The sequence below is a fragment of the Pseudomonas sp. F2 genome, assembly GCF_057174385.1.
The window spans coordinates 1171510-1197010 of sequence record NZ_CM169904.1; the positions used below are offsets into that span (position 1 = coordinate 1171510).

Here is a 25501-nt window from a genome sequence, read left to right on the forward strand (position 1 = left end):
ATAAAGCTGTATGAAAAGGAGTTGTGTGCAGATGATTTCCAACGTGAATCGATTGTCCCTGGCGGTCGGCATGGTCATCGCGACCCTGGTCGGTCAGGCCGCGGCAGCGCCTGCGCCTTCGGAGAACGCCACGATCAATCTGATCCGCTTGCTGGTCGAGCAGGGCATTCTGAAACAAGACAAGGCCGACGCGTTGATCGCGCAGGCGCAGAACGAAGCCGCTCAGGCCAAACAGGCAGCGGCTTCGACAGCGGTCGCAGCCGGTCCGGTGGCCGCTCCGGGCGATGTGCGCGTGCAGTACGTGCCAGCGGCAGTGCGCGACCAGATCCGCGATCAGGTCAAGGCCGAAGTCATGGCCACCGCCAAGCAGGAAAACTGGGCCGCGCCCAATACCTTCCCGGACTGGGCATCGCGCATCAGCTTCGACGGCGACATTCGTCTGCGTGACGAATCGCGCTACTACTCGGGCAGCAACAGCAACGAAATCGTCGACTTCGCCAAACTCAACAACAACGGCCCGTACGACGTGAACCCCAACAGCAGCACCAACCTGCCGCCGTTGCTCAACACCCGCGAAGATCGCGAAAACCTGTTCCGGCTGCGCGCGCGGCTGGGCATGAAAGCGGTGATCTCGCCAGAATGGACCGCCGGCATCCGCATCGGCACCGGTTCGGACAACAACCCGGTATCGACCACGCAGAACCTCGGCGGCGGCTTCTCGAAAAAGGATATCTGGCTCGATCAGGGCTATCTGAACTGGAAGCCGACCGATGAGCTGACCCTGACCGGCGGGCGTTTCGCCAACCCGTTCATGTCCACCGACATGCTCTATTCCAACGACCTCAACTTCGACGGCGTGGCGGCGATTTTCGATCACACGCTCAACCGCGACTGGGGCGTGTTCGGCACCGTCGGGGCGTTCCCGGTGGATTACACCAACGACACCAGCACCAGCAATGGCTTTGACAAGGAAGAAAGCGACAACAAGTGGCTGTACGGCGCGCAGCTCGGCGCCAAGTGGGCAATCAACAGCAACAACCGCCTCAAGGGCGCGTTGGCCTACTACCGTTTCGACGACATTCAGGGGCAGCGTTCCAGCCCCTGCGCACCGTGGGCCGGTGCGCCGGGCTGCGACACCGACGGCACTCGGGCGGCGTTCATGCAGAAGGGTAACAGCGTGTTCCTGCTGCGTGACATCACGCCGAACCCGGCCAATCCAACCACCACGCCGCAGCCGCAATTCGTCGGCCTGGCGTCGGAATTCAACCTGCTCGACCTGAACCTGGTGTGGGACGCCGATTTGCCACAAGACTTCAAATTGCGCAGCCAGGGCAACTACATCCACAACCTCGGTTACGACGAAGGCGACATGCGTAAGCGTTCCGAGGGGCAGATCGTCAACAACCTCAACAGCAACGGCGAGATCGAAAGCGGCGCCAATGCGTGGATGGTCCAGTTCACCCTCGGCAACGCGCTGGACCTGAAGAAGCAGGGCGACTGGAACCTGTTCGCCGGCTACAAGTACATCCAGCCGGACGCCTTGCCTGATGGCTTCAACGACTCGTCGTTCCACCTCGGCGGCACCAACGCCAAGGGCTATATCCTCGGCGGCAACTACGGTCTGGCGAAGAATGTCTACGCCACCGGCCGCTGGATGAGTACCGAGGCCGTGTACGGTGCGCCGTTCGACATCGACGTCTTGCAGCTTGAGATCAACACGCGCTTCTAAGGCGCCGGGAGTACGGTCATGCACGCACGAGTTTTATGGTTGGGGCTGAGTTTTTTCATCGCGCAAGGCGCGCACGCCGAAGGCATGGAGGAGCGTCTGCGCACCCAGTTGCGCAGCACCACCCAGCAATTGCAGGCCCTGCAGAGCCAGCAGGCCCAGGCCAGCGCCGCGCAACTGGCGGCGCAGAATGAGGCCAAGGCCGCGCAGGCGCAGATCAAGCAATTGACCGCTGAACTGGCCAAGGCTAAAGGCCTGGCCGAGCAGTTGGCCGGCCAGCAGCAGAACCTGCACAACCAGGCCCAAGCGCAAGTCGCCGCCAGTAGCGAACAGGTCGGCAAGTTCAAGAAGGCCTACGACGAGTTGCTGGTCATGGCCCGTGCCAAAGAGGCAGAACGGTCTAAGCTTCAAGCGCAATTGGCTGAACGTGACACACAAGTGCAGCAATGTTCAGTCAAGAATCAGCAGATGTACGGCGTCGCCAAGCAGATCCTCAGCGCCTACGAAAACATTGATGTGGCCGAGGTGATGAAGATCCGCCAGCCCTTCGCGGGCAGCGCCCGGGTCAAGTTCGATGAACTGGCGCAGGGGTTCGGTGACGAGCTCTACAAGACTCAATTCGACGCGCCGCAAGCTGCGCTCGCGCATTGATTAACAAACAAGGAAGAAGTCATGACTCAATTGATCAGCCATGTATCCCCGCAATCCCTGACCGAAGTCCTGCAAGCGGCCGGTTATCGCGTCAACCAGACGGAACAGAACGGCATCGTGCAGTTGCTCAGCGCCAGTCAGGGCATCGGTTATGCCGTGCGTTTCGGCAACCCGGCGGTGGAGCAGGGCAGCTATGTCGATTTCACCTTCAGCTGTGCGCTGCGGGTGCAAGGTGAGTTGCCACAAGGTGTGGCCGAGCAGTGGAACGCCACCCGGCGTTTTGCCCGGTTGTCGTTGCAGGGCGAGTTTCTGGTGATGGAAATGGACGTGGTGGTCGCGGCGGGTGTGAGCAACGATCACCTGCGTGGCAGCCTGGAGCTGTGGGACCGTTTGCTGCAGGAATTCATCGTCTACCTGCGTGATTTCACCCAGGCCGCGCAAGCCTCGACAGCCAAAGTCGCTACCACTGAGCAAGAGGAAGTCGCGCTGTGAAAAAGCCTGCCATGGTGATCGGCGCCGGGGCAGTGGCGCTGTTGGTGGTAGCCGTGGCGCTGGTGCTGCGACCGGGTACTGACCCGGTTGCCGCCCAGCAATCGTCGCCGTTGGCGGCGGTTGCTGCGGGGCCGGCCGTGGCGCGACTGGGCAATCAGCAGGTGACGCCGCAGGAGTTGCAGGCGTTGCTGGCGACATTGCCACCGGCAAGTGCCGAGCAACTGCGCGGCAACCGTGAAGCACTGGAGCGCTGGATTCGTACCCGTCTGGCGGAGAAAGCCGTGCTCGAGCAGGCCGACGCTCAGGGTTGGGCGCAGCGTCCGGACGTGGTGCGGCAAACCCGCGCGGCCAGCGAGCAGATCGTCTTTCGCGATTATTTGCGCTCGGTCAGCACCGTGCCGGCGGACTACCCGAGTACGGCCGAGTTGCAACAGGCGTACGACGCCGGCAAAGCCAACTGGATGACGCCGCCGTTGTATCGGGTCAGCCAGATTTTCCTCGCAGTGCCGGATGCCCAGAGCCTGGACGCCGTGCGCAAACAGGCGGCCGAGCTGAGCAAGAAAGCCCAGGGCACGCCGGGGGATTTTGCCGCGCTGGCGACTCAGTACTCGCAGGATCGGCTGACCGCCGAACGCGGCGGCGACAGCGGGCTGCAACCGTTGCAGCAACTGGTGCCGGAGGTGCGGGGCGTGGTGGCGAAGTTGAAGGTCGGCGCGGTGTCCGACCCGGTGCAGAGCGCAGCCGGTTTCCATGTGATCAAACTCACTGAACAGCAACCGGCGCGTACCGCGACTCTGGATGAATTGCGCGATCAACTGACCCAGGCCTTGCGGGCGCAACGGCAGGAGCAGATTGCCCAGGCGTATCTGGACGGGATGCTCAATACCGCAACGCTGAGTATCGACGGGGCCGAGCTGAACAAGGTCCTCGAAACCCACCAATAACCCTGTGGGAGCTGGCTTGCCAGCGATGGCGGAGTGTCAGGCAACACAGGGGCTGGATGTGAGTCCCCCATCGCTGGCAAGCCAGCTCCCACAGGATCTTCACAGGTTCAGACGTTCCATACCGCGCCGGAAGCATCAACAACAAAGATCGACAGGGAGTCATCGATGTCATTCACCGAACCCGCAGGACGACAGGGTAGCCCCGACTATCGCTGGGCACAGGACGAGCGCGAGCCTTGGCTGGCGCAAGTCGCGAGCATCGATGCCGAGGTCGCGCAATACTTTCTGGTCAGCGCCCGTTGCGGCTGCTTCATGCAGGCCGCCCGCAGCCTCAACGTGCGCTCGACCCTGCTGCGCAAACAACTGGCGCAGCTCGAACAACAACTGCAATGCGCGCTGTTCAGCTTTCAGGGCAGCGCTTTGAGCCTGACCCGCGAAGGCCAGCAATTGCAGGCGCAACTGATCGCGCTGGCTCACGAACGCAAATTGCCGGTGATCGAGCAACCCCTGATCAGGCTGGCGGTCGCCGAATCTATCCTGCATGACATCCTCGGCCGCGACCTCATCGCACTGCTGCGCCGCAACGCCAGCGTGCGCCTCGAGATCATCGCCCTCGACAGCGAACTGGCTCTGCGCGCCGTCAGCGCCGACATCGTGCTGTGGCTCGCCCATGGTGAAATCCCGTACCCCGGCCCGACCTTCGCCACCAGCGAACCGCAACGCCTCGCGCAACTGGAATACCAGCCGCACATTGCCAAACGCTATTCCCGCGTGACCGCACGGCCAGGGAGCCCGGATGATCTTGCCGATTTCATGCTGGTGCAATGGCAGCATGACCGGCAGATCGATAGCTTCCGGCCGTGGAACAATCTCGTCGAACAGCGCTTGGCCGGGGTGGTGCAGATGCAGTCTTACGAGCTGATGCTGGAGATGATCCGGTGCAGCGCTTGCATTGGTTTGTTGCCGATGTACATGAGCCGGTTTGATCGCGGGTTGGTGGCGTTGCCGGGGTTGTTTGAGGAGGCGATGCGGTTGCAGGCGTGGTTGGCGGTGAACAGTGACTCGCAGGGTGTTGAAGAGGTACAGGTGCTCGTGGAGTTGATTCGGCGGACGTTTAGCGAACGTGGGGAGTGGTTTGAATAACGGTAAAAAAGACGGATTTATCCAGTTAAATAAATCCGTCCACTTTTTCCTTGTCCCATTTTTCATTTTTTTTGCTGTATTGGATGTGTCGGGTTAATTGGTCTTTAGTTTTATGATTTTTATAGAGGTTATGTCGCCCTGATTGCCATAGGTACCGGCCCATGCAAAGCCGCAAGATACGGATTTATTTACGTCTGCGTTTAAGGTTAGTTCGCTGCTAACTTCGCTCCAGAATGTGCCGAGCGGCGCTATTGTCCAGTCAGTACTATTGAAAATATAGTATAAGTTCGAAGTTTGAAGAGTCCTTCTCGCTGTTATTGTGAGTTGGTATTTTCCTTTGGTTAAGCTGAATGTCTTAGTAATGGCTGAGAGGGAATTGGGATCGGAGACGAATCGTAAGAATCCATCTTGGCCTTCCTTCATTAATGTCTGAGCTCTGGTACGAACCGACCAACCATTTGTACCATTAGTGAAGTCCGTATGGTCGATCACTTCTCCTTCATCCGCACGAATGCTCAACCTCGCGCTGGCCGTTGCTCTACCACTGACAGCAGTAATTGAATGATCCCCTTCCACACTCCCCGCCTTAACCCCATTAACCGCTATCTTCCCGTCAACGCCGGTCACGAAGTCCTTGGTTCCCGCCCCTCCGGCAAACGTCGTCCCCTGTGGCAAGGTGATGGTGACAGTCTGTCCTGCACTGGGCAGCCCTGCCTGAGTGACAAGCAGTTCAATCCCCGTCACCTGTTCGCCCGTCGTAGCGGTGTAAGGCGCATTGAGAAACGCCACCACGACATCAGGCTGTGCCTGAACGGTGTAACTGCGAACCGGAAACTTCACCGCCAATCCCGCATTGGCCACCCCGTCATAGTTCAAACTGAACAGGATGGTCAACACACTGCCATCCATGAGCCCTTGCAACCAAGTCAACGGTACAGGCCGGACCAGTCCCGGTCCGGCGCTCAGGGCGTCACCATTCAGGTCGTCGTGGAAGACCGGATTACCCTTGCTGTCCACCCCCTCATAGCGTAACCATCCGCTCTGTCCCGACACTTGATGTGCGTACGCCGGCAACTGAAGCACGGAGGACGGAAGCAGTTTTGTAGCGTCCAGGTTAGATGTGTCGTTCCCATCAATCGTCGGCACAGGCAGTCTCGGATCGTGATCCGCAATTCTCTTTACTGAAGCGTCCAGTACTTGCGAGTCGTACAGCTTGCCACTACGTTGCAGTACATAACGTAACTTCAACTGTTTACCCATGTTCGCCGCGAGAAATGCGCTGTCCAAAGGAAAGTTGGCCCGGCTTGCGGAATTCAATGGTTTGAAATCGAATGTCGGTGAGCCAGCCCAAGAGCCAATCAGTTTTACGACATCGCCTGAACGGAAACCGAGCACTTCCACCTGGCCGTTTGCACCTTTCAGGTTAGCGGGATCCAACGGGTCCAGAACACCACCCAGCGATTTCTGAAAACGTGGTGGCAGCAGATCCGGTAACCCTTCACCCACCACTCGGGCCATGGCCGCTACCGATTGGCCGATAGATGTGCCATTGCGCAGCACCGCATACATGCTCTTCACTGTGCTGCCGGCGATCACCTTGTTATTGTCTACCCACAGGATCAAGACCTTTTTCTGTCCGAACTCGTCGGCTTCCACGACTCCCTTCAACGGCACCACAACGTCGAGTTTACCTTCAGCGCTTGCCGTATAGGTTCCATCGATTACATCCCCCGCAAGCAGGCGCGGGTCGTTGGTCAGCACAATCACTTGCAGTCGATTGGTACCCAGTAACTCCAGGTCGATGATCTCGGACACATCGCCAGGATCGTTCGGGCGCTCACGATAGATCACCCCCTGCAAGCGTTTGCCATCCAGGTCCTCGTCGACGGTTTGCGAGGCTGACCACACGGCGTCGGGGTCGGGTGTATTGAGGAGTTGGTCAGTCACGGTGAATGAAAAGTCCAGTTTGCCGCTCGGCCTGATGGCCTTGTCGAGGAATGCGCGATCCACGATAAAACACACGGTGGTCGGTGCCGGCGAGCCGGGGGCAGGTGGTTGCGGTGCGTCGTTGGCGCCCACTTCGAAAGTGACGATCTCCCCATTGCACTTGAGTGTGATCGTGTCGTAGGCCCGGCAATAGGGATAGGTGAAGCACACCTGTGCGCTGACAAACCCTGGCCCGACGCCATTCTTGATCTCGTCAGGCAGCGTCATGCCGAGTTCGGAATGGCCCACGATATCGGGGCGGACGTCTTTCAAGCCAGGCCGGATCATGTTGAAGAGCGCTTCCAGCATCGGCGTGGAAGAGCTGAAGTTCTGGCTGTTGCGAAAAATTTCGTAGTACAGCTCGTTGACTCGGTCGGAGTGCAGTCGCCCCACTGGAATACGCATTTCAATCGGGGCGTCCGGGTTGCCGACAGGCTTGCTGTCCAGTGGCGCCACCTCACCCTTGAGCTTCAGTACGATGGTATCAGTCGGATCGACCGTGCCTGCCAGTGGCGGATCGATTCGAACTCTCGCGCCCAGGCCGTCGGGCACCAGATTGTAAATGGCAAGCGGGACACCGATGCGCGCGCCGATAACTGAATCAGTGGCGCCCTGCACGAAAGGAGGTGCCAGCACCAGATTGGTGTTTTGTAGTGAGGTAGGCGTAGTCATGTCGATGCTCCGGCGAGGTAGGGATGCAGGCGTCATCAAACGCTGGATACGTGAAAGCGTCACCTGTCAGATCTGACAGGTGAGCGCTGTTTCAAGACGAATGGTCGTCGGAGAACGGTTTTCCTACAGACGCGAAAACGGCCCATGCGGGGCCGTTTTGGTTTCATCACTCAGGGCTGAGGTTCAGCCGCCACATCCAGATTATCCAGCACCCGGTTCACCGCCAGTTCCGCCAGCATGATCAGTTGCCCGATGCCCAGCAGCACATGCCGCTGCGGCGTATCGATCATCCCGGCGAAATCGCTGGCCATGGTTTTGGCCGAGGTCAGGTTTTCGCAGGCGTCGGCCAGCAGTTCTTCATTCGGGATGCCGGGGGCGATGAGGTAGCGGGTGATGGGTTTGAGCAGCGGCTTTCTGGGGTGGAACGGATTGAGGTAGTGGTCGAGGGCGCGGTCGGCGGCTTCGTGGAATTTCTTTGAATCGAGGGTTTCGTAGGGCGAGGTCGAGTCGGTTTCGGGTGGGTTTGGTGTTGGTTTGATCATGATTGAATCTCCAGAGTCATGGAGCCGCCACGATTCGCTGCGATACGAAGGGGGGGGCAGCTATACGCGGGTCGCAGACCGGGACTCTAGAACCGGCAGACCCGAGGGTCTCCCACGTACAGCCGCCATAAAACTGGAGGATGTTGTGCGTCTAGAGATCGCGGGCTGCGAGACCCGATCGCTGATTCATCAGCGACCCGGAGACGATAGAGCCCACCCTCAAGGCGTACAAGCCGGCGGATTCTGGCGGATGCGTAGGCAATGGCGCAAGGCGTTGTGGCTTACCGGACGTTTCGGTCAACGGCTTTAAACAGTCGTGGCGAATCCGTGAAGAAGCGGTTTACATTGAGCGGCCACGCACTGATCCAGGAGGGATTTCTCATGCCTGAGCACGACCCCGCCATTCACTTCGAGCGCTTCAGAATTAAATAAATGCGTCCCCTTTATCATTCCCCAAAAAAATCACAATGATCGAACCAGAAGGCTATCAATATCATAGTCGTTACCATCCATAGCACTTTGAAGATTGACAATCTGAAAAGCAATTTTTCCCGTTGTCAGGGCCACAGCTCTAAATGAATAATCCTGAAACGGATTACTGGAAATTCTAAATGTTGAAGAAGCACTATTTCCAATGTACAAAACTAAAAGTGCATCATTAGGTGTGCCGGGATTAACTTTTTTTGCGGTTACTCTAAATTCATATGTTCGTCCGCTGAAAACCTCAAACTCCTTCGACAACACTGTTCCAGCATGAGAGCCCGAGCCGGAAGTATTGTTAAATAAATGATATCCAGGGCGATCTTGAGTAGGCCAGAATTGGAGTTCCCTACCTGCAGGACCTTTTATCCAACCACGCATTGATAGATCATTAAAGTCAGTCAGATCATATAGTGGAGAAAACAGGATAATTCTGAGAGCCCACGCTGAAGACTCCACTCCACTCCCATAATTCGCTTTTACCGTATAACTGTGCTCCCCCGGTGCCTGGCCCGTGAGTGTGTAAGTGTAAACGCCTTTAACATCGACCGGGATCGTGGCTTTAAAGGCAGCATGATCCAGCAACTGGAGCGTGTGACCGGCACTCGCTTTACCGCTGATCACCAGCGTGGTCGCCGTGGTCGACCCTCCCTTCGGAACGAGTGCACCGGTGGCGCTGTTTTCTTTTATCCAGTCAATGATTGCGTTGACGTTGGCCACCACAGTCAGGGTCCAGACATTGGAGTACACAGTCCCGGGGTGATACAGCGACTGAATGTAGAACCGATGGGCGCCCTGAGCGACCGTGATGGTGATCGAATAGTCTCCCGCCGGGTTGGCGGTCATCTTGCCCAACGGCTTCGCGCTCGCGCCGCTGCCATCGTACAACTCGCCCTGCTGGTCAGGGCTCAGCTTGCCTCTAATCACCAGCGTGGTCGCTGTGGTGAATCCTGCGCCCGCAACAGGTTTACCGGTGGCGGTGTCCTCGTTCACGTTGCCGATGGTCGGCACGACCAGTGCCACAGCCTTGATCATGTAGGCCCGATCCGGAAACTCCACGGCCGTCGCCCTGACATTGCTCATGTCCATCGACACCGCGAACTTGATGATCAGTGAAGTGCCATCTCCCAGCTGCTTCAAGTAACTGTTCACCAACGCTTGAGGCCAGAAACCCTGGCTGACCCAAGTCGGATTGACCCGCGCCGGCAGACCATTCCACAAGACCAGATTGTGCGCCGTGCCGTCCGCCTTCTTGCCCTCCAGCGAAAGCCAGCACGGCATGCCATCGGCAATCAGCGTCCAGAGCAAGGCGTGAATCGTCGCGTTCTTCGCGCCCAGCGCGATAACGTCCAGCACGTTGTTCGCGTCCGCTTCCACAATCTTCGGAGGGACCAACGCCGTGGCGGGCAATGGCAGGATATTCAGTGGCAAGACTTTCGACGAGGTCGTAACACCATTGCGTTCGATGACATAGGAGACCTTGATCCCGTTGCCCAGACTGTAGGCCAGCACCGAGCGCGGTACCACGAATTTCAGACCGGCACTGACCAGGCGTTGCGGACTGGTGAAGGAAGCCCCTGGCGCACTGATCGCGCCCTCCCACACGAAGTGGATCTTGTCGCTGGGCAGCAAAGTGCCCGCAGGCACCACTCCCTCGACATTCTGCAACGTCGGATTGAAGTTGTTGCCTGTCTGCCCTGTGACGGAAGGGGGCGGTAAAACAAGTGTGTTGGCAGTGATGACGATGGAGGTCGTCGGCGACACTCTGAGGTTACTCAGTTGATCTTCATTGGTGGCGCTCACTGAACGAGTACCGTCACCGATCTGCTGGAGGTCAAGGGTCGTCAGGGTGTAGGTAACCGGGTTGGCAGGATGGACGTAGGGAATTGTTTTGCTCCACGTCCCCACGGTCAGCGTCATCACGTCATATTCGCGCGGGTAGTCGCGCGTGAGGGTGAACGTGGCCGGCTGCCCCGGGCCAATGCTGGCCGGATGGCTGACCGTGATACCGGAGACCGGGTTGTTGAACAGCACATTCAGTATCGGGGTGGATTGATCTTTATTACCGCTGACCCGGGTGACTTCGTAGTACAGCGTATTGAGGCCATCCTTCATCACTCCCCAAAGCAACTCCATAAAAATGCGGTTGTTCTCTTCGCCCGGCTTGATCGGCTTGATCACGGATGTCGCCTGGCCGTTGACCCACAGCCTTACGGAGTTACCTGCTTCAGAGGGAGTAGAAAACAACGTGACCGGGTCGATCACCATGAAGAGTTTGGTGGATGGCGAATGAATGCTTTCGGGAATGCCGAGATGGTAGGCCCCTGGCGGTTGCAGGTTTTCTACTGCGCCCGGGATGGCCATCGGATATAGCTGGAGCAAGGCGCTGATCTGTGTCGAATTGATGTTGATGCTCGTGCTCATGCTGCTCTCCTGGCGTAGGGTGCGTAGCTATCTTCGGGACGTGCCCCATCACACCGCGATAGAAGAGAACCGTCACCTGTCAGATCTGACAGGTGAGCGTGGTTTCAAGACGAATGGTCATCAATGAACAGTTTTCCTGCAGACGCACAAACGGCCCGCGAAGGGGCCGTTTCAGTTTCAACACTCAGGGCTGAGGTTCAGCCGCCACATCCAGATTATCCAGCACCCGGTTCACCGCCAGTTCCGCCAGCATGATCAGTTGCGCAATCCCCAGCAGCACATGCCGATGCGAGCCGTCCACCAGCCCGGCGAAGTCGGCGGCCATGGTTTTAGCCGAGGTCAGGGTTTCGCAGGCGTCGGCCAGCAGTTCTTCGCTGTCGATGCCGGGGGCGATGAGGTAGCGGGTGTTGGGTTTGAGCAGCGGTTTTCTGGGGAGCAGGGGATTGAAGTAGTGGTCGAGGGCGCGTTCGGCGGCTTCGTGGAAGGTCTTCGAATCCACGGATTCGTAAGGCGAGGTGGTGTCGGTTCGGGTGGGTTTGGCGTTGGTTTGCTCATGGTGAAGCTCCTTGAGAAATGGAGCCGTCATCCATCGCTGCTAAACGAATGGGGTGGCGGCTGTACGCGGGTTAGCAGTCCAGGCTCAAGGATCCCGGCGCACCGAAGTGCCCCACGCAAGCCGCCATAAAACAGAAATGGCGAAACCAGCGTGCCTTGAGAATTGCCGAGCTGCTAAACCCGATCGCTGATTCATCAGCGACCCGGAAACGATAGAGCCGGCCCTCAAGGCGTACAAGCCGGCGGATTCTGGCGGATGCGTAGGCAATGGCGCAAGGCGTTGTGGCTCACCGGACGTTTCGGTCAACGGCTTTAAACAGTCGTGGCGAGTCCGTGAAGAAGCAGTTTAAAGTGACCGGCCACGCACTGATCCAGGAGGGATCTTTCATGCCTGAGCACAACCCCGCCATTCACCTCGAACGCTTCAGCGAATCCCACGTCGAGGGCGTCACCGCGCTTTACAACGACCCGGCCGTGACCCGGCAGGTGTTGCAGATGCCGTTTCAGTCTGCCGAGATCTGGCGCCAACGACTGATGCCGGAAAATGAGCGGATGGTGAAACTGGTGGCGCTGCATCAAGGTGCGGTGATCGGGCATCTCGGACTGGAGGCTTTTTCGCGGATTCGTCGCAGCCACGCCGGCAGTGTCGGCATGGCCGTTGCGCTGGCGTGGCAGGGCAAGGGCGTCGGTTCGAAGCTGCTGGCAGCGGCGCTGGACGTGGCGGACAACTGGATGAACCTGCACCGGGTCGAGCTTTCGGTGTACGCCGACAACGAGGCGGCCATCGGGCTCTACCGCAAGTTCGGCTTCGAGAACGAAGGCCTGTTCCGTGACTACGCGGTGCGCGACGGGCAATGGGTCGACACCCTGAGCATGGCCCGCCTGCGCCGTCGATAAGCCAAAAAAATCCTGTGGGAGTCAGTCGCTCAATGCAAACGCCACCGCCGCCTGCGCATGCAGTTCGGTGGTGTCGAGCAGGGGCAGGGCGCTGTGTTCGGGTTTGACCAGCAGACCGATTTCCGTGCAGCCGAGGATGATCGCCTGGGCACCGCGCGCGGTCAGCGATTCGATCACTCGCTGATAGATTTTGCGTGATTCGTCACTGATCACTCCGACGCACAGTTCGTCGTAGATGATCCGGTGCACGTCCTTGCGCTCGACGTCGTCCGGCACCAGTACCGTCAGACCCTGCGCAATCAGCCGCTGCTTGAGAAAGTCCTGCTCCATGGTGAATGCCGTGCCGAGCAGGCCCACCGTGTGCGCATCAATATTCAGCGCGGCCTGCGCTGCCGGTTCGGCAATGTGCAGGAACGGAATACTGATCGCTGCCTGAATCTGCTCTGCGACCTTGTGCATGGTGTTGGTACACAGCACCACGCATTCGGCGCCGCCGGCCTGCAGCCTGCGCGCGGCATCCACTAGAATCGCCGCCGCATCGTCCCAGCGCCCGGCATGCTGGGCCTGTTCGACCGGACCGAAATCGACGCTGTACATCAGGATTTGCGCCGAGCGCAGCGGGCCGAGGCGGTCGCGGACCTGTTGATTGATGAGTCGATAATATTCAGCGCTGGATTCCCAGCTCATGCCGCCGATCAAGCCGATGGTACGCATTGAAGTTCCTCGTTCAATGGCCCGTATTGGAAAAGTCGGGCTCCGGCCGAGTGTCCATCGGTTGCACGACGGATGCCAGTACAAAGCAACTGTACCGTTGATCCATTTGCCAAGTGTCACGGTGTCGGCGTTCGAGGTTAAACGTACGCCGGCGCCTCGATCTGTCACTATCGACTCTCGCAGGCTCTCCCCGAGGAACGTACCGATGAACGACGTACAACAACTGGGCGAAATGCTTCGTCACTATGCCGAGAGTGAAGCGCACAAGAAGCAACTGTTCGAAACCCAGTCGCAGGCGTGGGCCAGCCGCATCACCGAACTGTTCGGCCAGATCCAGCAATGGCTGGAACCGGTGCAGGCACCGAACCTGCTGGCGGTGAGCCGCGAAGCTTACGTCGCATTCGGGCCGAGCACTCCGGTAGAAACCTCGACCTTCAAGACCGAGAAACTGAGCATCGTGATTGCCGGCAAAATGGTGGAATTCGTGCCGGACGTGATGGGCAGCGCCGGGCAGATTTCCCTGGCGGTGATGGGCCTGACCGCGGCGCGCTATGGCAGCATTTCGCTGGTGGGATTACCGAGCGGCGAGTGGCAGTGGCGCAAGACCAATGGCCTGAAGGATCCGGACACCTTTGTGTTTGATGCAGACTTTCTCGCGCAGCAGTTGCAGAGCCTGATTCCCCGCGATCGCGCCTGACCCGCCACAAACCCTGTAGGAGCTGCCGAAGGCTGCGATCTTTTGATCTTGTTTTTAGAAAATCAAAATCAAAAGATCGCAGCCTGCGGCAGCTCCTACAGGGGCGGTGGTGGGGCTACATCTCCAGGTTGATCCAGCCCGGTTTCGCCTCTTCCGGCGCCACCGCTTTCACGGGTTTTCCGGTCGCCAGTTCCACCCGCCGTGCCACCTCCGGATCATCGGCAAATGGCACCATGCTCGCATCGTCGAGGCTTTCCGCCGTCTGGTGGCGCAGGCAGTACTCCACCGCCAGCCACAGAAACACCACGCCCAGCAAATTCAAGAAAATATCCATCCTCTTCAGCTCCCGGCCTCAGGCGATCTGCGCCTGACTGCGCGCCAGCGCCACGTCGGCGACCCGCACCGTGCGCCAGACGTTGTAGGCCATCAGCAGCATGCCGCTGAGGAAGAACACCCCGCCGGCAAAGCGCACGATGAAGCCCGGATGACTGGCCTGCAGCGCCTCGACAAACGAGTAGGTCAGCGTGCCGTCCTCGTTGATCGCCCGCCACATCAGGCCCTGAGTGATGCCGTTGACCCACATTGAGGCGATGTACAGCACCGTACCGATGGTCGCCAGCCAGAAGTGCAGGTTGATCAGCGGTGTGCTGTACATCTGCTCGCGGCCAAAGACTTTCGGCACCATGTGATAAGTCGCGCCGAAGGTGATCATCGCCACCCAGCCGAGCGCCCCGGCGTGAACGTGGCCGATGGTCCAGTCGGTGTAGTGGGAGAGGGCGTTGACGGTCTTGATCGCCATCATCGGGCCTTCGAACGTCGACATGCCGTAGAACGCCAGTGACAGCACCAGAAAACGCAGGATCGGGTCGGTGCGCAACTTATGCCAGGCGCCCGACAAGGTCATCATGCCGTTGATCATCCCGCCCCAGCTCGGCGCCAGCAGGATCAGCGACATTGCCATACCGAGGGACTGGGCCCAGTCCGGCAGCGCGGTGTAGTGCAAGTGGTGCGGGCCGGCCCAGATGTACAGGGTGATCAGTGCCCAGAAATGCACGATCGATAGCCGGTAGGAATACACCGGGCGATTGACCTGTTTCGGCACGAAGTAATACATCATTCCGAGGAAGCCGGTGGTCAGGAAGAACCCCACCGCGTTATGCCCGTACCACCACTGCACCATGGCATCGGTGGCCCCGGAATACACCGGATAGGACTTGAACCAGTCCACCGGAATCGACAGGTGATTGACCACGTGCAGCATGGCGATCACCAGAATGAACGCGCCGAAAAACCAGTTGCCGACGTAGATGTGTTTGGTCTTGCGCTGCACCACGGTGGTGAAAAACACGATGGCATACGCCACCCAGACCACCGCCATCCACACCGCGCCGGAGAATTCGATCTCGGCGTATTCCTTGGTGGTGGTGTAGCCCAGCGGCAGGGTGATCAGCATGATCACGATCACCGATTGCCAGCCCCAGAACGTGAAGGCGGCGAGCTTGTCCGAATACAGCCGCACCTGGCAGGTACGCTGCACCGCGTAGTAACTGGCGGCGAATTGCGCGCTGCCGGCGAAACCGAAAATCACCAGGCTGGTGTGCAATGGCCGCAAGCGGCCGAAGGTGGTCCAGGGCAGGTCGAGGTTCATGTCCGGCCACACCAGTTGCGAGGCGATCCATACCCCCATCGCCATGCCGACGACACCCCAGAACACCGTCGCGATAACGAATTGGCGGACGACCTTGTAGTTATAAGCCTGTCCGATTGTTGCTGTGCTCATGGTCAGTTCTTCCACGGTTGCAAAGTCTTGCCAGGCCACCCTGGTCTGGCACGAGCTGCACTGTAGGAATACCGCCAGAAACAAAACAGGCTCAGGAATATTTCATTTGTGCGGATCAGATTGGAGTGCTGCCTGCGGCGTTCCGCCGCGTCCTGATACGGTTTTTATCGTTTCAGGTGAATCTGTTGCGTGCTGCGCTGCTCGTCCATAGTGCCTTTACGAAAACTGTGGGAGCGAGCCTGCTCGCGAATGCGGTGTGTCAGCCAACAATGCAGTTGCCTGACACACCGCATTCGCGAGCAGGCTCGCTCCCACAGAATTAATTGATGAGGTGGGGCAGGCACATGTATCAATACGACGATTACGACCGCGCATTGGTGTTCGAGCGCGTTGCGCAGTTTCGCGATCAGGTCGAGCGCTTCATGGCCGGTGAATTGAGCGAAGAGGAGTTCTTGCCGCTGCGCCTGCAAAACGGCCTCTACCTGCAGAAGCACGCGTACATGCTGCGGGTGGCGATTCCCTACGGCACCCTGAGTGCCGAGCAGATGCGCACGCTGGCGAGCATCGCCGCCGACTACGATCGCGGTTACGGCCACTTCACCACGCGGCAGAACCTGCAATTCAACTGGATCGAACTGGCGCAGGTGCCGGACATCCTTGAACGTCTGGCGCAGGTCAACATGCATGCGATCCAGACCTCCGGCAACTGTGTGCGCAACATCACCACCGAAGCCTTCGCCGGGGTCGCGGCGGACGAGCTGATCGATCCGCGCCCGCTGGCAGAAATCCTCCGGCAATGGTCGACGATCAACCCGGAATTCCTCTTCCTGCCACGCAAGTTCAAGATCGCCATCTGCTCGGCAAAACAGGATCGCGCGGCGATCATGATGCATGACATCGGCCTCTATCTTTATCCGGGGCGCGACGGGCAAATGCTGTTGCGTGTGATCGTCGGTGGCGGGTTGGGGCGCACGCCGATTCTCGGTGTGCAGATCCGCGAAGGTTTGCCGTGGCAGCATCTGCTGTCCTACGTCGAGGCGATCCTGCGGGTCTACAACCGCCACGGCCGGCGCGACAACAAGTACAAGGCGCGGATCAAGATTCTGGTCAAGGCGCTGGGCATCGAGGCGTTCGCCAAAGAGGTCGAGGAAGAATGGCAACACCTCAAGGACGGCCCGGCGCAGTTGACCGAGGCTGAATATGCGCGAGTCGCCAGTGCCTTCGTGCCGCCGATCTATCACACCCTGGCCGATACCGATCTGGATTTCGGCACGCGTCTGGCCGAAAGCCCGGCGTTCGCTCGCTGGGTTGCGCGCAATGTGCAGCCGCACAAGAAAGCGGGTTACACCAGCGTAGTGCTGTCGACCAAACCCGGCCTGAGTGCGCCCCCGGGGGATGTCACCGGGTTGCAGATGCTGGCGGTGGCCGACTGGGCGGAGCGTTTCGGCTTCGGCGAGATCCGCATTGCCCACGAACAGAATATCGTTCTGCCCGATGTGCAGAAGTCTGAACTGTATGCGCTCTGGCAACTGGCCTGCGAACACAAGCTGGGCAGCGCCAATGTCGGCCTGCTGACCGACATCATCGCCTGCCCGGGCGGTGATTTCTGTGCGCTGGCCAACGCCAAGTCGATCCCGATTGCCCAGGCGATTCAGGCGCGTTTCGCCAACCTCGATTACCTGCACGATCTGGGCGACATCAGCCTGAACATCTCCGGCTGCATGAACGCCTGCGGCCACCACCACATTGGCAATATCGGCATTCTCGGTGTCGATAAGAACGGCAGCGAGTGGTACCAGATCACCCTCGGCGGCGCGCAGGGCAAACACAGCGCATTGGGCAAAGTCATCGGCCCGTCCTTCAGCGCGGCGGAGGTGCCGCAGGTGATCGAGCGGATCATCGGCACCTTCGTGCGATACCGCGAAAGCGAGGAGTTATTTGTCGACACCGTGGCGCGCATTGGCCTGGAGCCGTTCAAGGAGCGGGTCTACCCGAAAGCGCTGGAGGTGTCGGCATGAACAATCTGCTGCGGCTGGAGCAGGGTGTGGCGCGGCAGGTCGAGGATGATCCGTGGACGCTGATCCGCGAGCCGGAGCAGGGCAGGCCGCAAGGATTGCTGATCCTGCCGCTGGCGCACTGGCTGCAATCGCCGTCGACGCACGCGGTGTGGCTGGGGCCGGACGACGACGTTGAAAGCGTGGTGCCGTGGCTGGCTTCGCTGCCGCTGATTGCCCTGGATTTCCCGAGCTTTCGCGATGGTCGCGCCTACAGTCAGGCCTATCTGCTGCGCAGCCGGTTTGGCTGGAGCGGTGAGTTGCGGGCGATTGGCGATGTATTGCGTGACCAGCTCAGCCATATGCGCCAATGCGGATTCGACAGCTTCGCAGTGCGCGAGGACAAGTCGGCCGAAGATGCGCTCAAGGGCCTGGCGGGGATGAGCGTGCTGTACGGCCGCTCGGTGATCGAGCCGCGCCCGCTATTCCGCAGACGCTGAATATCCATTGCTTGATAGATACTTTGTGGTGAGGGGATTTATCCCCGATGGGCTGCGAAGCAGACCTAAAATCTGCCGAAGCATTTCTTCAGCTAAAACCTGTTGGCTGGTTCTGCGGCCGCTGCGCAGCCGGTCGGGGATAAATCCCCTCACCACAATTGTCTAGCGCCCCTTCTATACAGGGGAAACCCTTACACCCCGCACCATTCCCGGATTTTCCCTTGGGTCGATGCTGGCCTTTTGGTAGAGTCGCCGTCGCCAGCGGGTTTTCGGCTGGACGACGGAACGAAGAAGGGAGTCTGGGTAGTGAGTGCGGGCAAAAAGATTTTGGGCCTCACGGCGTTGCTGTTGATGCTGACGCTGTGGGCCAGTTACTTCTATGTGTTCAAGGAAAACCGCGACGGCCAGTTGGGCGGCGCCGGTGAAAGCACCGCGTGGTGCGGCACGCCGCCGTCCACTGAAGCGGCGCTGTTGGGCAAGGATCAACTGACCCTGCGCGTCACCAACAACCTGCGCGGCGAGTTCATGCTCAGTGGCTCGCTGGTGGTCTCCGAACGCACCTTTAACCGCTACGATCTGGGTCGCAACGAACTGCGTCTGCGCCTCGAACCGTTACAGTGGTCCTACGGCGTCACGCCGATCTTCCTCGAGCAGGTCAAGGTTCAGCCGCTGAGCCGCAACCTCGCCTCACCGACCAAAAGCGCCTACGCCGAGCTTGAACCACGGCCAATCGGCGTGCAGGGTCAGGTCACCGACTTTCCGTTCGACACCTATCGTTACGGCTACAAACCGGTGCTGTATTACCTCAAGGGCAGCGAGCGCATCGACCTGCGCTTCAAGAACATCACCACGCTGATGGACCTGTCCAACACCTTCACCCCGATTCAGAAATACAACCGAGTCGAGTACATCAACGAGAAAAACTCGATGATCCGCGACGAGGACTACAAGGCCTACGGCCCGCACGAATGCGCGTTCAGCGTCGAGCGCAAAGGCTCGTTCAAGGTTGTGGTGCTGTTGTTGCTGCTGGTGCTGTGCCTGCCGCTGCTGCACGTGTTCTATCGCGACGAACCGGGGATCGACTTCCTCGCTACGCTGGTGGCGATTGCCGTGGTGCGCGTGCTGCTGGTGGGACCGGTGCAGGACTTCCAGCTGTACAACATCGACTTCCTGTTTGGCGCAGCGATTCTGCTGGTGGGCTCGGTGTCGCTGATCAAGGCGATGCGCGCCAACAGTCGCCGGGAGATGGCGTTGAAGAGCGGGGCGACATCCTCCTGGTGACACAGGCCTGAACATGACCCTGTAGGAGCTGCCGCAGGCTGCGATCTTTTAAAAGCAACATCAAAAGATCGCAGCCTGCGGCAGCTCCTACAGGGCGCTTTATTTCAGCGCCGGATCGCCCATGTTCATCTTCTTCCACCCCTGCAACAGCACCTGGGCCTTCGGCTCCTGGCCGTTCTCCAGGTAGTACTGGATCAGCGACAGACGGGCATTGCGGTTCGCCGGCTGGACTTTGAGCAGACGCTCCAGCTCGTCACACGCCTCGGTCACCTTGCCACTGTCGTGCAACGCCACCGCCAGCACGTAACCGTACTGCGGGTTCTGCGGCTCCAGTTGTGCGGCTTTGTGCAGCGCGGTCATGGCTTCGGCAGTCTTGCCGGCGCGGATCAATGACAGGCCACGGGTGTGCTGCAGCAATGCAGCGTCCGGGTGCGCCTTGAGGCCGTCGTCCAGCAGGGTCTGCGCTTCCTGAACCCGACCATTGGCCTCCAGCCATTGCACCAGCGTCACCAGCGCCGGGTAGAAATCCGGATCGCGTTTGAGTGCGGTGCGCAGCAACCCTTCGACCTCGGCAGCACGGCCACTGGCCTGATACAGCATTGCCAGGTTCAGGTTGGCCTCGGCCCGTTCCGCGAGACTGTTCTGCACCGCCTCATACTCGGCAATCGCCGCGTCCCAATGGGGCTGTGCGGCGCCGAGGCCGTTGTTGCGCGCCACGCTGAGCAGGTCCCGCGCCGCGACGATGCGCACGGCTTTCACCGGATCGCCGAGCAGCGGTGTCAGCAACGAGGCGCGCTCGGCGGGCGGCAGGAAGGCACTGATGGCGCGCACCGCGCTTTCGCGAACCTGCGGCGCTGGATCTTTCAGATTCTGAGTCGCCAGTTTCAAAGCCTGATCACTCGGATACAGCGGCAGTTCAGTCAGCAACGTTGCCCGCTGAATCGCCGGCAGATCGCTGCGCTGCAATTGCTCATACAGAGCGTTTGCTGCGCCGGGCTGGCCGTTGCGAATCAGCCACAGGCTCTCGTCATAGCGCGGTGCCTGTGGGGTCGCCGCGGAGGCGTTCCACACCTTGAATTGCGCGGTGACCTTGTCACCGGCCTTGCCTTGGTGGCAGCTCAGACACGCATCGGGCGTACCGAGTTTTTGCGCGCGTTCCGGGTTGGGGATGCTGAAGCTGTGGTCATGGCGCCAGTCGTTGCCCATGTAGAACTTGCCGGGCATGTGGCAATCCACGCACTGCGAGCCGGGCTGGCCCGGGGTGTGGCGGGTGTGTTCGATGGAGTCGTAGTTCTTCGCTTGCAGGCCCTTGCCATCGACACCTTCGACCGAGGTCTTGCCCGCCGTGTTGTGGCATTGCAGACACACCGCGTTGCCCGGCGCCTTGAGTTCGCTGCTGTGCGGGTTGTGGCAATTGCTGCAGCGCACCCCTTTGTCGAACATTTTGCTCTGCAGGAACGAACCGTGCTCGAACACCTCATCCTTGATCTTGCCGTCCAGCGCATACAGTTCGCGGGTGAGAGTGCTCGGCAGGTAGTCGTCCATCAAGTGCTTGCCGACGGTGAAGCCATCGCCCAGCGGCGCACGGCGCGCATGGCAGCGGGCACAGGTTTCGATTTCGACGGTAGCATTCTTGTCCTTGAGGTCGACGGCAAAACCCTTGTGGATCAGGTCGTCTTTTTTCTGCGTCCACTCCAGGTGATTCGAGGCCGGGCCGTGGCAGGCCTGACAGCCAACCCCGAGACTGTTCCACTGGCTGTTGAACGTGTTGCTGGCCGCATCGAAATTGCGCTTGAAGCCAGTGGTGTGGCATTCGACGCACATGAAGTTGGCGTTCTGGCTGGGCTTGCTCCAGTGCAGCGGATTCTTGAAATTCACGCCTTGGCCGGGATAGAGGTGAAACCAGCGGTGTTTCTCGGTATCCCACGCCACACCGAGCGCCTGCAAACGACCTTCGCCGACGTCGATCAGGTATTGCTGCAACGGTGCAATGCCGAAGGTGTAGGCGACTTTGAAGTCAGCGTTCTTGCCATCGATACCCGGCGTATTGACCTGGAACTGGTCGTCTTTGCGGGAGAACCGGGTGGTCTCGTTTTCGGCCCTGAAGGTGACGTTGTTGAAGTCGCCAAGCACGGTGTCGGCATTCGCTGGCTGCATCGCCAATTGGTGATGCGAGCCTTGCCAGTCCTTGACCTGCTCAGTATGGCAGCCCTGACATTGTTGCTCATCGACCATGCTGGCGGGCTTCTGTGCCACCGGTTGCGGTCTGGCGACGACAGGCGCCGCCGCGCTGATCGGCGGGGCCTTGTACGGCGCGGGCGCAGGGCTGAACAGAAACCAGCCAATGCCCGCCACAGCGGCCAGCAGCACGCCAATGGTGAGAGGGAACAGATAACGCGAAAGGGACGGTCGGGACGAATCAGGTTCAGGCGGTACGACGTTATTTTTATGCTTGGGCATTACGACTTCCATGGTCCAGGTGCATTGGCCTGCTGGCGTGCGTTCAAGCTTGATGCAGCTTTGCCGGATGCCCGCCATCTGTCAAACGTCAGTTGTGACACGGCGCCCGGTGTTGTCTGAATTTTCTGGTTTTCAGCGCAATTGCCGCGGTTTTAGCTATACCTGTAACTCCCCCTACGCAATACATTCAGGCCTTCTGACAGGAGTTACAGCATGAAGCTAGCAGTAATGATGGGCACCCTCTGCATTGCCACCCTTGGCGTGGTGGGTTGCTCCAGCAAAACCGTCGCTCCCGATGAGTATTCCGGCTTTCTCAAGGACTACAGCCAGCTCAAGGAGGCCAAGTCGCCGTCCGGTGCCGAGGTGATGCGCTGGATTGATCCGAAAGTGGATATCAGCAAGTTCACCAGCGTGTACATCGAGCCGACCCAGCTCTATCCAAAGCCGCAACCGACCGCGAAGATTTCCCAACAGACCCTCAACGGCATCACCTCCTATTACGATCAGGCGCTCAAGCGTGAAATCAGCAAGGATCTGCCGTTGGCCAATGGCCCTGGCCCAGGCGTGATTGTGGTGCGTGCGGCCATCACTGCTGTGAGCAGCAAGACCGAAGGCCTGCACGCTTATGAAGTGATCCCGGTGGCTCTGGTGGCGGCAGCCGTCAGCACTGCCAGCGGTATCCGTGATCAGGAAACCACGCTGGCCACCGAAGCGGTGTTCCTTGACGGTGCGAACAACAAGGTCGTGGCGCAGGTGGTGCGCAAAGGCACCGGCAAACCGTTGGAGAACGACACGCAAGCCATGAAGGCCACTGACGTCAAACCGGTGATTGATGGCTGGGCCAATGACATGCATCAGATGTATGTGAAGCTCAAGGCAGAGGCTAAATAATGCAGCGGGGCTGATGGCCTCATCGCGGGCAAGCCCGCTCCCACAGGGTTCTGTGCTGTGAATGCGATTATTGATTCACATCGGTCCAAGTGGGAGCGGGCTTGCCCGCGATGGCATTCGGTCAGGCGCTACATCATTGCCCGGTAAACCAGCGGAAATACGGGTTGCCGCCATCCCAACGCATCACCTCACGCATATCCCGCCCCCACGCATCCCGATCCCCGTCATACGCATGCAGGCTGGCGCGGTAGAACTGCATCAGGCGCTGGCGCTGCGTCTCCAGTCGCTCAGTGAACCCGGCATCGGCATTCACTAGCGGCGGTGGCTGATACAAGTCCAGCAGTGCCGGCAACACCCGAGTGATTTCCTTGCTGCGTACCCATGGCGCGTATTCGATCCGGGGCTGATCGTCCGTGACCGCCGGGGCATTGGCTGCGAAACGTTCAAGGCCTGCGCGATCGGTGACCCAGGTCGCGAGTAACGCGGCCGCCGAGCCAATCCCGACATCCTGCAAAGTGCTGCGCACGCTGGCCTGCTGGAAGCGCTCGGTGATTTTCGCCGCGTCCAGTTGCATCGGCTGCAGCGAACCGACCAGCAGCATCTCGTGGAACTCGCTGGTCCACAGCGAGGCATACGGGAACACGTCGAGGAAGCTGCGTACCAGTGCGCGCGAGTCGTCGATGTTCTGGGTCGGCAACGGTAACCACTGCGCGACGATGCCGTGTTGCTCCAGCCGACTGGCCGCCAACTGATAGAAGTCTCGCGAGTACAGATTGACCACGCCGGCTGCCGACGGCGGTGGCGGTTCGAGGGTAATCAGGTCGTAGGTCTGCGGGCTGCGCAGCAGTTCCTGGCGACCGTCGCGAAGGCGCACATCGATTCCCGGATCGCTGGCGGCATTGAAGTTGCCCTTGAACAGGGGCGCAGCCTTGACCACCGACGGTAACAACTCGGCAACCACCCGATGTTCCAGGCCCGGATAGCGCAGCAGGGCGCCGGCGGTGATCCCGGTGCCGAAACCGATCACCAGTGTCGAGCGTGGCTCGCCGTTGTGGATCAGCAACGGCAGCAGGGCCTGGATGCGCATGTAGCGCAGCGACGGCATGGCATCGCCGGTGTTCGACACACCTTGAATGTACAGGCGGTGGAAGCTGTTCTCACCGCGGCCCTGAGCGACCACCGCCACGGTGCCGCCTCGGCCTTCCTCGTAGAACGCCAGCGTGCCGTTGCGCGCACCGGGCAGCAGACTGGCGAGTTTGTCGACCGGCGTCAGTACGGCCAATACCACCGATACCAGGCCCAACGCGACCACTGCCTGACGTCGGCCTTTTTTGACGTGGTGACCCTTGCGCACAGCCAAGTAGCCAGTGCCGGCCGCGATGATTGCCAGCAGGCCTAGCGTGCGCACCAGCCCCAGCAGCGGAATCAGCAGAAAACCGCAGAGCATCACCCCGACAATCCCGCCCAGCGTGTTGAACGCGACCACGGCACCCACGTCACGACCGATTCGTTCGAGACCCACACTCAGCCGCAGCGCCAGCGGAAACGCTGCGCCGAGCAACAGCGTCGGCACGAACACGATGCTCAGCGCCGCCACTGCAAAGCGTGCGCTCATGCCGGCCAGTTCGCTGGCGCCAAACGCCAGCACCCACTGCTCGGCCTGACTTTGCGCCAACACCAGCCAGCGCCCCAGCAGGGCAATTTCCAGCAAAGCGATCAGCCCGGCACCGGCTATCAGCAGACCGAACACGCCCCACGGATCGCGAATGCGCTCGACGCGACGAGCGAGCACGGCGCTGCCGATGAACAGCCCGGTCAGGTACGTGGCGAGCACCACGGCAAACGCGTAGGTGCGGGTGCTCATGAACTGCACGATCGACTGTGACCAGACCACTTCATACCCCAGCGCCACGCCGCCGGCGATGGCGTACAGCCACAGTGCGGTGCGGTCTGCGGCTTTCCCGGTATGAGGTTTGACGGGCGCTGCAACTGGCGTCGGACGCTGACGTTGCAGCCACAGCGCAGCGGTTGCGGCCAGCAGATTGAGCATTGCGGCAAACAGCGCACTGCCACGCACACCGAGGGTGGCGATCAGCACGAACGCGGCGAGCAGGGTGCCGACAATTGCGCCGAGGGTGTTGGCCGCATACAGCTGACCGCCGGCCTTGCCCGGGTCAGCCGCCAGCGAGCGCACCAATACCGGAAGCGTGCCGCCCATCAATACCGCAGGAATCCCCACCAGCGCGAATGGCAACAGCCAGGCCAGCAGGCCGACATGGCTTTGCAACCAGGCAAACGGGCTTGCCGCCAGGCTCATCGCAACCGTGGCGCCGACACCAAGTATCGCCACCAGCACTTCCAGCCCGGCGTAGAGCAGCACCGGTTGCTGCAAGCGATCAGCCCAGCGCCCGAACAGCCAGCCGCCAATGGCCAGCCCGGCGAAAAACGCGCTGATGCCGGTGGTGATGGCATAGACCTCGACGCCGACCACCAGCGACAACTGCTTGATCCACAGCACCTGATATACCAGCGCGGCGGCGCCAGAGATGCACAACAGCAGGGCGGGGATCAGCAGCGCCGGGGTGGCGGCTCGGGCGGTGGGTATGGCCGACGGCTTGCTGGCGATACGTGAGGACATGCGGGGGGGCCTTGTTCAAATCACACAATATCTG

At 60.0% G+C, this 25501-nt stretch carries 19 protein-coding genes and 1 pseudogene; 11 read left to right on the plus strand and 9 right to left on the minus strand.

Annotated elements, in window-relative coordinates; translation table 11 throughout:
* Positions 1 to 31: 31 nt before the first annotated feature.
* From AC193Q_RS05160 to AC193Q_RS05180, 5 genes are all read left to right on the plus strand, one after another.
* Positions 32 to 1729, plus strand: a complete 1698-nt coding sequence (locus AC193Q_RS05160; protein ID WP_483879256.1) for a putative porin — start codon at positions 32 to 34, stop codon at positions 1727 to 1729.
* 18 nt (positions 1730 to 1747) lie between these two features.
* Positions 1748 to 2377, plus strand: coding sequence for a DNA repair protein (locus tag AC193Q_RS05165; protein WP_483879257.1), 630 nt, complete (start codon positions 1748 to 1750; stop codon positions 2375 to 2377).
* A gap of 21 nt (positions 2378 to 2398) precedes the next feature.
* A complete protein-coding gene (locus AC193Q_RS05170) occupies positions 2399 to 2869 on the plus strand; it encodes a YbjN domain-containing protein (RefSeq protein ID WP_047294122.1) in 471 nt (156 codons plus the stop codon).
* Complete coding sequence (locus AC193Q_RS05175; protein WP_131670337.1) at positions 2866 to 3813, plus strand: peptidylprolyl isomerase; 948 nt, start codon at positions 2866 to 2868, stop codon at positions 3811 to 3813. The genes AC193Q_RS05170 and AC193Q_RS05175 overlap by 4 nt, the downstream gene beginning before the upstream one ends.
* 165 nt (positions 3814 to 3978) lie before the next feature.
* Positions 3979 to 4956 carry a LysR family transcriptional regulator gene (locus AC193Q_RS05180; RefSeq protein ID WP_483879258.1) on the plus strand — a complete coding sequence of 326 codons (978 nt, stop codon included), beginning with the start codon at positions 3979 to 3981 and terminating at the stop codon, positions 4954 to 4956.
* A 93-nt stretch (positions 4957 to 5049) separates the two neighbouring features.
* Here the strand turns inward: AC193Q_RS05180 and AC193Q_RS05185 are convergent, their stop codons facing one another.
* From AC193Q_RS05185 to AC193Q_RS05200, 4 genes and pseudogenes are all read right to left on the minus strand, one after another.
* On the minus strand, positions 5050 to 7614 hold the full coding sequence (locus AC193Q_RS05185; RefSeq protein ID WP_483879259.1) for a hypothetical protein: 2565 nt from the start codon (positions 7612 to 7614) through the stop codon (positions 5050 to 5052).
* A 170-nt stretch (positions 7615 to 7784) separates the two neighbouring features.
* Positions 7785 to 8156 (minus strand): DUF6124 family protein, encoded by a 372-nt coding sequence (locus tag AC193Q_RS05190; RefSeq protein ID WP_047294128.1) that lies wholly within the window; start codon positions 8154 to 8156, stop codon positions 7785 to 7787.
* A 462-nt stretch (positions 8157 to 8618) separates the two neighbouring features.
* Positions 8619 to 11060 (minus strand): hypothetical protein, encoded by a 2442-nt coding sequence (locus AC193Q_RS05195; RefSeq protein WP_483879260.1) that lies wholly within the window; start codon positions 11058 to 11060, stop codon positions 8619 to 8621.
* A 184-nt stretch (positions 11061 to 11244) separates the two neighbouring features.
* A pseudogene (locus AC193Q_RS05200) lies at positions 11245 to 11615 on the minus strand (DUF6124 family protein).
* A gap of 387 nt (positions 11616 to 12002) precedes the next feature.
* On the opposite strand from AC193Q_RS05200, the gene AC193Q_RS05205 reads away from it, so the two are divergent.
* Entirely contained in the window at positions 12003 to 12512 is a 510-nt protein-coding gene (locus tag AC193Q_RS05205) for a GNAT family N-acetyltransferase (protein WP_095666684.1), read from the plus strand.
* A 21-nt stretch (positions 12513 to 12533) separates the two neighbouring features.
* On the opposite strand, the gene AC193Q_RS05210 is transcribed toward AC193Q_RS05205, so the two are convergent.
* The gene (locus AC193Q_RS05210; protein ID WP_483879261.1) at positions 12534 to 13226 is read right to left on the minus strand and encodes an aspartate/glutamate racemase family protein; all 693 of its coding nucleotides are present in this window, start codon (positions 13224 to 13226) and stop codon (positions 12534 to 12536) included.
* Positions 13227 to 13431: 205 nt separating this feature from the next.
* Between AC193Q_RS05210 and AC193Q_RS05215 the strand changes: the two genes are divergently transcribed.
* On the plus strand, positions 13432 to 13923 hold the full coding sequence (locus AC193Q_RS05215; protein WP_047294136.1) for a hypothetical protein: 492 nt from the start codon (positions 13432 to 13434) through the stop codon (positions 13921 to 13923).
* A 115-nt stretch (positions 13924 to 14038) separates the two neighbouring features.
* Here the strand turns inward: AC193Q_RS05215 and AC193Q_RS05220 are convergent, their stop codons facing one another.
* Positions 14039 to 14257: a cbb3-type cytochrome c oxidase subunit 3 gene (locus AC193Q_RS05220; RefSeq protein ID WP_483879262.1), complete on the minus strand. Its 219-nt coding sequence runs from the start codon at positions 14255 to 14257 to the stop codon at positions 14039 to 14041.
* 18 nt (positions 14258 to 14275) lie between these two features.
* On the minus strand, positions 14276 to 15703 hold the full coding sequence (gene ccoN / locus AC193Q_RS05225) for a cytochrome-c oxidase, cbb3-type subunit I (protein ID WP_047294666.1): 1428 nt from the start codon (positions 15701 to 15703) through the stop codon (positions 14276 to 14278).
* Positions 15704 to 16047: 344 nt separating this feature from the next.
* Here ccoN and AC193Q_RS05230 point away from each other — a divergent pair, with 344 nt between their 5' ends.
* The 3 genes from AC193Q_RS05230 to AC193Q_RS05240 all read left to right on the plus strand — a co-directional run bounded on the left by AC193Q_RS05230 (position 16048) and on the right by AC193Q_RS05240 (position 19478).
* The gene (locus tag AC193Q_RS05230) at positions 16048 to 17721 is read left to right on the plus strand and encodes a nitrite/sulfite reductase (protein ID WP_121185230.1); all 1674 of its coding nucleotides are present in this window, start codon (positions 16048 to 16050) and stop codon (positions 17719 to 17721) included.
* On the plus strand, positions 17718 to 18197 hold the full coding sequence (locus AC193Q_RS05235; protein ID WP_095666680.1) for a DUF934 domain-containing protein: 480 nt from the start codon (positions 17718 to 17720) through the stop codon (positions 18195 to 18197). Before AC193Q_RS05230 ends, AC193Q_RS05235 begins: the two co-directional genes overlap by 4 nt.
* Before the next feature lie 306 nt (positions 18198 to 18503).
* Positions 18504 to 19478 (plus strand): hypothetical protein, encoded by a 975-nt coding sequence (locus AC193Q_RS05240; RefSeq protein WP_108182587.1) that lies wholly within the window; start codon positions 18504 to 18506, stop codon positions 19476 to 19478.
* A gap of 99 nt (positions 19479 to 19577) precedes the next feature.
* Here AC193Q_RS05240 and AC193Q_RS05245 read toward each other — a convergent pair whose 3' ends face one another.
* Positions 19578 to 21938 carry a tetratricopeptide repeat protein gene (locus tag AC193Q_RS05245; protein ID WP_121185232.1) on the minus strand — a complete coding sequence of 787 codons (2361 nt, stop codon included), beginning with the start codon at positions 21936 to 21938 and terminating at the stop codon, positions 19578 to 19580.
* Between the two features lie 213 nt (positions 21939 to 22151).
* On the opposite strand from AC193Q_RS05245, the gene AC193Q_RS05250 reads away from it, so the two are divergent.
* Positions 22152 to 22829, plus strand: a complete 678-nt coding sequence (locus AC193Q_RS05250; RefSeq protein WP_121185234.1) for a DUF3313 domain-containing protein — start codon at positions 22152 to 22154, stop codon at positions 22827 to 22829.
* Between the two features lie 133 nt (positions 22830 to 22962).
* Here AC193Q_RS05250 and AC193Q_RS05255 read toward each other — a convergent pair whose 3' ends face one another.
* Complete coding sequence (locus AC193Q_RS05255; protein ID WP_121185236.1) at positions 22963 to 25467, minus strand: fused MFS/spermidine synthase; 2505 nt, start codon at positions 25465 to 25467, stop codon at positions 22963 to 22965.
* Positions 25468 to 25501: the final 34 nt, after the last annotated feature.